The 7952-nt window shown below is 70.1% G+C and carries 9 protein-coding genes; 5 read left to right on the top strand and 4 right to left on the bottom strand.

Annotated elements, in window-relative coordinates:
• Positions 1-181 precede the first annotated feature (181 nt).
• A complete protein-coding gene (locus ACFVIM_RS29815; protein ID WP_384307778.1) occupies positions 182-979 on the bottom strand; it encodes a hypothetical protein in 798 nt (265 codons plus the stop codon).
• Between the two features lie 339 nt (positions 980-1318).
• Between ACFVIM_RS29815 and ACFVIM_RS29810 the strand changes: the two genes are divergently transcribed.
• The 4 genes from ACFVIM_RS29810 (at position 1319) to ACFVIM_RS29795 (ending at position 4633) form a co-directional block, all read left to right on the top strand.
• The gene (locus tag ACFVIM_RS29810; protein ID WP_384307775.1) at positions 1319-2116 is read left to right on the top strand and encodes an ABC transporter ATP-binding protein; all 798 of its coding nucleotides are present in this window, start codon (positions 1319-1321) and stop codon (positions 2114-2116) included.
• A gap of 119 nt (positions 2117-2235) precedes the next feature.
• Positions 2236-2664, top strand: coding sequence for an NfeD family protein (locus ACFVIM_RS29805; RefSeq protein ID WP_384307772.1), 429 nt, complete (start codon positions 2236-2238; stop codon positions 2662-2664).
• Between the two features lie 164 nt (positions 2665-2828).
• The gene (locus ACFVIM_RS29800) at positions 2829-3788 is read left to right on the top strand and encodes an SPFH domain-containing protein (protein WP_384307769.1); all 960 of its coding nucleotides are present in this window, start codon (positions 2829-2831) and stop codon (positions 3786-3788) included.
• 68 nt (positions 3789-3856) lie between these two features.
• Positions 3857-4633 carry a sulfite exporter TauE/SafE family protein gene (locus ACFVIM_RS29795; protein ID WP_384307766.1) on the top strand — a complete coding sequence of 259 codons (777 nt, stop codon included), beginning with the start codon at positions 3857-3859 and terminating at the stop codon, positions 4631-4633.
• Positions 4634-4717: 84 nt separating this feature from the next.
• Here ACFVIM_RS29795 and ACFVIM_RS29790 read toward each other — a convergent pair whose 3' ends face one another.
• From ACFVIM_RS29790 to ACFVIM_RS29780, 3 genes are all read right to left on the bottom strand, one after another.
• Positions 4718-5227, bottom strand: coding sequence for an HNH endonuclease (locus ACFVIM_RS29790; RefSeq protein ID WP_384307763.1), 510 nt, complete (start codon positions 5225-5227; stop codon positions 4718-4720).
• Positions 5228-5417: 190 nt separating this feature from the next.
• Complete coding sequence (locus ACFVIM_RS29785; RefSeq protein WP_384307760.1) at positions 5418-5954, bottom strand: YbhB/YbcL family Raf kinase inhibitor-like protein; 537 nt, start codon at positions 5952-5954, stop codon at positions 5418-5420.
• Between the two features lie 66 nt (positions 5955-6020).
• A complete protein-coding gene (locus ACFVIM_RS29780; protein ID WP_384307757.1) occupies positions 6021-6803 on the bottom strand; it encodes a sporulation protein in 783 nt (260 codons plus the stop codon).
• Between the two features lie 75 nt (positions 6804-6878).
• On the opposite strand from ACFVIM_RS29780, the gene ACFVIM_RS29775 reads away from it, so the two are divergent.
• Positions 6879-7520 carry a DNA-3-methyladenine glycosylase gene (locus tag ACFVIM_RS29775; protein ID WP_384307754.1) on the top strand — a complete coding sequence of 214 codons (642 nt, stop codon included), beginning with the start codon at positions 6879-6881 and terminating at the stop codon, positions 7518-7520.
• The last annotated feature ends 432 nt before the right edge of the window (positions 7521-7952 follow it).

Below are 7952 nucleotides of genomic sequence, written 5' to 3'. Positions count from 1 at the left end.
CCTCCCCACAGCGCGCGCCGGTCGTCCGTGCGTGCGGGCCCGTCACCCTGGAGACCCGCCCGCGCGCCGGGCGTACGGAGCCCGACGAGCCTTACGAAGCCGTACGGCGCTCACCCGGCCACAACGGTCCTACAGCCGGCCACGCCGACCCCGTCGAACGGAAACCGGCACCCCCACCGCCTCAGCGCCCCCGCTCCCTCTCCTCCACATACGCGTTGTACGCCGCCACCCGGGCCCGCCGGGCCACCCGCTCCACCGGTCTCAGCGCCTCGGTCCGCGCCGCCATCTCGGAGGCGCTCACCGCGCCCCCGTGCCCCGTACCGACCGAGCCCTCCAGGGCGACATCGATCAGCAGACCCACCCGCTGGGCCAGCTCCAGCACCCGTACCGCCCGGGGCGGATAGCCGGGCGCCAGCAGCTCGCGCCCCCGCTCGGCGCGGGCCCGGTACGCGTCGATCGCCGCCTCGGCCACCGGCCCCGACGCCGCCACGTCCAGCCGCGACAGCGTCGCCGTCGCCTCCCGCAGCGCCTCCGCCAGCTCCCGCTCGGCCTCCCCGAGAGAGGGCACATCGGCGGGCGGCGCCTGACGCACCGGCAGACAGTGCCAGACCACCCCCACATGGAGATCGCCCTCGGGGCCGGCCTCGGAGACCTCCGGCACCAGCCCGTACGGCGCCCCGAACCCGATGACCGCCTCCTCCGCCTCCATCGCCCGCGCGTTGAACTCCGGCGGTCCGCTCAGCCCCAGCGGATGCCCGGGAGCGGGCAGGGAGACCCGCCACCCCGCCACCCCGAGCCCGCGCAGCCGCCCCAGCGCCAGGGTCAGTCCCACCGGTCCCGCCTCGCCCGGCAGCCCCTCCACCCGGTGCACCGCGTCATCCCCGACGACGGCCGCCACCGCCTCGTCCGGTGACACCGACCCGGCCAGCAGGGCGTTCCCCCAAGCGGCCAGCTTTCCTGAGCGTGGTTCCGAGAGCATGTGCGCAGCCTAGGTCGTGTTGTCGAAGTCCCGTCTGTCCGTCGTGCCCTGGCACTCCCCCTGGGCCCCGCTGCCCGGGTGGTGCCTCCGTTCCCCTGGGTCCTGCGGCCGGGGCGCGGGTGCCCGCGGGCGGAGCCTGGGCGAGTGTCCCAGCGCCGGACCCCCCGCTCCCCGACCCAGCCTGATCCACCAGCGGCACCCTGGAGACCGGACCCACACCCCGGGCCGGGGGAGTGGCCCGCCCTGCCGGTGGCGTAGGTTTTCCCTAGGGGACCGTGCGCACCGGCGCGGCGAGGCCCCACCGACCTCACGACGATTGCATGGGGAGACAACGCGCTCATGAGCGATGTACTGGAGCTGGTGGACGTATCCGTGGTCCGCGACGGACGCGCTCTGGTGGACGACGTCTCCTGGTCGGTCAAGGAAGGCGAGCGCTGGGCCATCCTCGGCCCCAACGGCGCGGGCAAGACCACCCTGCTCAACGTCGCGTCCAGCTACCTCTTCCCGAGCACCGGCAAGGCGACGATCCTGGGCGAGCGCCTCGGCGCCGCCGGTGTCGACGTGTTCGAGCTGCGCCCCCGGATCGGGATGGCGGGCATCGCCATGGCCGAGAAGCTGCCCAAGCGCCAGACCGTGCTCCAGACGGTCCTCACCGCCGCCTATGGCATGACCGCCACCTGGAACGAGGACTACGAGGCCGTGGACGAGGAGCGCGCCCGCGCCTTCCTCGACCGGCTCGGCATGACCGAGTACCTCGACCGCCGCTTCGGCACCCTCTCCGAGGGCGAGCGCAAGCGCACCCTGATCGCCCGCGCGATGATGACCGACCCCGAACTGCTCCTGCTCGACGAGCCCGCGGCCGGGCTCGACCTCGGTGGCCGTGAGGACCTGGTGCGCAGGCTCGGGCGGCTCGCCCGCGACCCGTACGCCCCCTCCATGATCATGGTCACCCACCATGTCGAGGAGATCCCGGTGGGCTTCACCCATGTCCTGCTGATCCGGCAGGGCAAGGTCCTGGCGGCCGGGCCCATCGAGATGGAGCTGACCTCCCGCAACCTCTCCCTCTGCTTCGGCCTGCCGCTGGTCGTGGAGCACAACAACGGCCGCTGGATGGCCCAGGGCCTGCCGCTCGGCTGAGCACCACCGGCCCTGGCCGCCGCGTCACCCCCGTACCTCACGGAGATATCCCCGCTGAGATCACGGTCGGCCTCCGCCGCCCCCTGTCCCGGTCCGACCCACCGATCTACCATGACCATGTGGAAATCGACGCGTGGGTCTGGTGGCTGATCGGAGCGGTGGGACTGGGCATTCCGCTGGTCCTCACCGCGATGCCCGAGTTCGGGATGTTGTCGGTGGGGGCCGTCGGTGGAGCCGTCACCGCCGCGCTCGGTGGCGCTGTCCTCGCCCAGGTACTGGTCTTCGCCGTGGTCTCGGTGGCCCTGATCGCCGTCGTACGGCCGATCGCGCGCCGCCACCGCAGCGGACGTCCCCAGTTCGCCAGCGGGGTCGACGGACTGAAAGGCCGTCAGGCCGTCGTCCTGGAACGGGTGGACGGCCAGGGCGGCCGGATCAAGCTCGCCGGAGAGATCTGGTCGGCGCGGGCCTTCGACACCACCCTGACGTACGAGGCGGGCGAGCAGGTCGACGTCGTCGAGATCGAGGGCGCCACCGCCATCGTGATGTGACGCCCCACCGGGCCGGTCTCACCGCATGATCCGGCCCAAGCCGGGGGAACGTTCCCCAAACGGGCCCGCGTTCTGGAAAACTCGATCATCAGATCCACCATGGCTCCACCACGGACCAACAGGTCACCGTCACCGTCCGGCAGCGAAGGGCACAGGGAAACGCGATGCAACCGATCATCATCGTCCTGATCATTCTGGTGGTGCTGGTCTTCATCGCCTTGATCAAGACGATCCAGGTCATCCCCCAGGCCAGCGCCGCCATCGTCGAGCGCTTCGGGCGTTACACCCGCACCCTCAACGCGGGCCTCAACATCGTCGTCCCGTTCATCGACACCATCCGCAACCGCATCGACCTCCGCGAACAGGTCGTGCCCTTCCCGCCGCAGCCGGTGATCACCCAGGACAACCTGGTGGTCAACATCGACACGGTCATCTACTACCAGGTCACCGACGCCCGCGCCGCGACCTACGAGGTCGCCAGCTATATCCAGGCGATCGAGCAGCTCACCGTCACCACCCTGCGCAACATCATCGGTGGCATGGACCTGGAGCGAACCCTCACCTCCCGCGAGGACATCAACGCCGCCCTCCGGGGCGTCCTCGACGAGGCCACCGGCAAGTGGGGCATCCGCGTCAACCGCGTCGAGCTGAAGGCGATCGAGCCGCCCACCTCCATCCAGGACTCGATGGAGAAGCAGATGCGCGCCGACCGCGACAAGCGCGCCGCGATCCTCCAGGCCGAGGGAACCCGCCAGTCCGCCATCCTCACCGCCGAGGGCGAGAAGCAGTCCGCCATCCTCCGCGCCGAGGGTGACGCCAAGGCCGCCGCGCTCCGCGCCGAGGGTGAGGCCCAGGCCATCCGTACGGTCTTCGAGTCCATCCACGCGGGCGACCCCGACCAGAAACTCCTCTCGTACCAGTACCTCCAGATGCTCCCGAAGATCGCCGAAGGCGACGCCAACAAGCTCTGGATCGTCCCCAGCGAGATCGGCGACGCGCTCAAGGGCCTCTCCGGCGCCTTCGGCAACCTCGGCAATGGTGCCCCCGGCTTCAACACCGGTGGCAGCGGTCCGGCCCCCTTCAACTCCGGCGCCGAACGCCGCGAGGAGCCCCCGGTCACCTGACCCCCACGGCCGTCAGGCATGATCGGTGCACTCGGCACCGATCATGACCGACCACGGAGGCGCCCGCCGTGACCATCTGGGAGATGCTCGCCGTCTTCACCGCCGGAGTCGGCGCGGGCGCCATCAACGCGGTCGTCGGATCCGGCACCCTGATCACCTTTCCGGTCCTCCTGGCCACCGGCCTGCCGCCCGTGACCGCCACGGTCTCCAACGCCCTCGGACTGGTCCCCGGATCCATCAGCGCCGCCATCGGCTACCGCGCCGAACTGGCCGGCCAGCGCCGCCGGATCATCAGACTCGCCACCGTCACCGCCGCCGGGGGCATCGCCGGAGCGGCGCTGCTGCTGACGCTCCCGTCCACCGCGTTCGAGACGATCGTCCCCGTCCTCGTGACGCTCGCCCTGGTGCTGGTGATCCTCCAGCCCCGTATCGCCCGCGCCGTGCAGCGCCGCCGTGAACGCCGGGGCGGACCCGGCTCCCCCGACGGCGGCCCGCTGCTCCTCGGCGGGCTGCTGCTCTCCAGCGTCTACGGCGGCTACTTCACCGCCGCCCAGGGGATCATCTACATCTCCCTCATGGGGATGCTGATCGATGACACCCTCCAGCGCCTCAACGCCGTCAAGAACGTCCTCGCCGCCGTGGTCAACGCCATCGCGGCGCTCTTCTTCCTCTTCGTCGCCGAGTTCGACTGGTGGGCCGTCGTCCTCATCGCGACCGGCTCCACCCTCGGCGCCCAGATAGGCGCCACCGTCGGCCGCCGGCTCTCCCCGACGGTCCTGCGCGGCATCATCGTCGCCGTCGGCACGGTCGCCGTGGTCCAGCTCCTCCTGCGCCGCTACGGCTGAACACACCGGAGCCCGCCCCCGCCGTCCCCGACCCGGGGGACGTCATACGGAGACGGGCTCGGCGGTACTCCGGAGGAACAGCGGCTACGCGGCGGACCTGCCCAGCAGCCAGTCGGGCAGCTCACCGCGGTGACCGGCCCGCATCCCCAGCAGCATCGCGTCGGCGGGGGACGGGACGAACGGCTGGTGCAGCAGCGGCATCCCGGCCTGCTCCGGCGTACGGTCCGCCTTGCGGTGGTTGTCCTCGGCACAGGAGGCCACCGTGTTCAGCCAGCTGTCCGCGCCACCACGCGAGCGGGGCAGAACATGGTCCACCGTCGTGGCGCGTCTGCCGCAGTACGCGCACCGGTGCTGGTCCCGGGCCAGCACACCCCGCCGTGACCACGGCGCCTGTCTTCGGAACGGCACCCGTACATAGCGGCAGAGCCTGATCACCCGGGGCACCGGAAGATCGACCGAGGCCGCGCGCATCCGGAGTCCGGGGTGGGACTGCTCGACGACCGCCTTGTCCTGGAGGACCAGCACCACCGCACGGTTCAGCGTCACCGTCGACAACGGCTCGAAGCTCGCGTTGAGCACCAGCGTGTCCCGCATCCCGCCCACCTCCGTTCAGCGGCCCAGCGGCTCCCGGGCCGTCGGGCTCTGAGCAACTCTGGCCGGGCGTGCCGGGATGGACAACGCAATATCGCCGCGCCCACGGGTCTCGGAGAAGACCCCGGCAAAACGAAAACTGCCCTGCTCTGATCTCTCCAAGACCAGAGCAGGGCAAACAACGCGTGAACGATCAGTCCCCCGAGGGAGCCTCGTACTCACCGATCAGCTGGGCCCGGCCCAGCGTGTGAAACCGCAGATGGAAGCCCACCACGGCGGGGGAGGAGTCCTCGTCGGGCCCGAGCCGCTCGCTGTCCACGGCGTAGACCGTGAACACATAGCGGTGCCGCTCCCCGGCGGGCGGCGCGGCACCCCCGAAGTCCTTCGAGCCGTAGTCGTTACGGGCGTGGACCGCGCCCTCGGGCAGCCCCGCGAAGGAACCGCCGCCCGCTCCGGCGGGCAGCTCCGTCACCGAGGACGGAATGTCGAAGAGCACCCAGTGCCAGAATCCGCTCCCGGTCGGAGCGTCCGGGTCGAAGCAGGTCACGGCGAAGCTCTTGGTCTCCGCGGGGAAACCCTCCCACCGCAGCCGCGGGGAGGTGTTGCCCTCCGCGTAGACCTGCGCCGCCCCCAGCTCCGCGCCCGGCGCCAGGTCCTCGCTCACCACGGTGAAGGACGGCACCTCGGGGTGGAAGTCATGGGGAAGGGGCGCCCGCTGCTGCTTGCTCACGTCTGAACCTCCGGCTCGACTGGGGATGGCCGCGCCCGACCCTAGTGGAGCGGGCGGGCGCCGGGCTCACAGCCAGTTGCGACGGCCACCCACATCGGCGAGCCACTGATTCAGATAGGCCGCCCAGTCCGTGGACCCGTAGCTGTGCAGCCCCACCTGGAAGGCGCGGTACGAATCGCTGCCCTCGGTGAACAGCCCGCCCTTCTTGTCCATCTCCAGGACGACGTCCATCTCCCGCTCATCGGCGATGAACGTCAGCTCGACCTGGTTCACCCCGCGGTACTGCTGCGGCGGCAGGAACTCGATCTCCTGATAGAAGGGGAGCGTCTGCCGCGACCCCCGGATGTGCCCGCGCTCCATGTCCGCGCTCTTGAAGCGGAACCCGAGCTGGAAGAAGGCGTCGAGGATCGCCTGCTGGGCCGGGAGCGGATGCACCTGGATCGGGTCGAGGTCGCTGGAGTCCACCGCCCGGGCGATGTCCAGCTCCGTCACCACACCGATGTCCATCCCGTGCAGCCGCTGGCCCCCGATGCTCGTCACCGGGGTCTCCCAGGGGATCTCCAGCCCGAACGGCACCACGTGCACCGCCCCGGGCTGGATCTCGAAGGCGCCACCGAGCTGCTGCTTGGTGAAGACGATGTCCCGCTTGACCTCCTGGTCCCCGCTCTCGACCTCGACGCGTGCCTGGAGGCCGACGGAGAGCCCTTCGATCCTCTGTTCCACCGAGCCGCCCTGGATGCGCACCTCACCCTGGACGACGCCGCCCGGCACCACGTTCTCCTCGGTGAGCACCGTCTCCACGGAGGCGCCACCGGCACCGAGGCTCGCGAGCAGCTTCTTAAAGCCCATGTCCACTCCTTGTAGGTCTTGCTCCACGTCGAACGAACCACGAGCGTCCGTCGTTCCCCGGTAACCTCGGGCGCCATGATCGAGCCATCCGACCGTACGCCGCTTCCCCGGGCGTTCTTCGACCGCCCTGTCCTGGAGGTCGCACCTGACCTCCTCGGGGCCACACTGATACGCCAGACAGAGGACGGCCCGATCGAACTGCGCGTCACCGAGGTGGAGGCGTACGCGGGGGAGCTCGACCCGGGTTCCCACGCCTACCGGGGCCGCACGGCGCGCAATGACGTGATGTTCGGCCCGCCCGGTCATGCCTATGTCTACTTCACCTATGGAATGTGGCACTGCCTGAACGCCGTGTGCGGCCCCGAGGGCCGCGCGAGCGGGTGCCTGCTGCGCGCGGGGGAGATTCTGAGGGGTGCCGAGCTGGCCCGGAAGAGACGACTCTCGGCCCGCCATGACAAGGAACTGGCCAAAGGCCCGGCCCGGCTGGCGACCGCACTCGATGTCGACCGTTCCCTCAACGGCGCGGACCTCTGCGCCGGCGGCTCGGCCCCGCTCTCCCTGCTGCCCGGTCGGCCTCCCCATCCTGACCAGGTGAGGAACGGTCCCCGCACCGGAGTGGGCGGCGATGGCGCCCATCACCCCTGGCGCTACTGGATCGAGGGCGACCCCACGGTGAGCCCTTACCGCCCGCACGCGCCACGGCGCCGCACAACTTGACTCACTCCTTCACGCCGCCTAACGTAGCCCGAGCCGCTTGACACGGGCCCTGCTGTTCAGCATCCCGTAGCGGCCATCCACCTCACTTACGACGAACCCTCATCGGGTGTGATTTCGGCATGCCGAAATCAGAATCCGGTGGACTTGTGTGACTCGATTATGAGTCGCCGCGGGAATCGGCTAATGTGGTGGAGCGCCGAAAGGCAATCCCGTTAATTCGACCGGGAGTCAGGCCCGAAAGGATCTGATAAAGTCGGGTCAGCCGAAAGGCGAAGGCCACTCCAACGGCCACTGGATCGGAAAGTCAGCCGGAAACGGCGGGAAAAAGATCTGGTAAGGTTGGAAACACCGAAGGGAAGCGCCCGGAGGACCTGGTGAAAAGGGTCTGAAGGAAGCGTCCGTTCCTTGAGAACTCAACAGCGTGCCAAAAGT

Origin of the sequence: Streptomyces sp. NPDC057638, from assembly GCF_042800315.1 — a bacterium.
Classification (GTDB): domain Bacteria; phylum Actinomycetota; class Actinomycetes; order Streptomycetales; family Streptomycetaceae; genus Streptomyces.
This window is presented reverse-complemented; position numbering and strand designations above follow the sequence as displayed.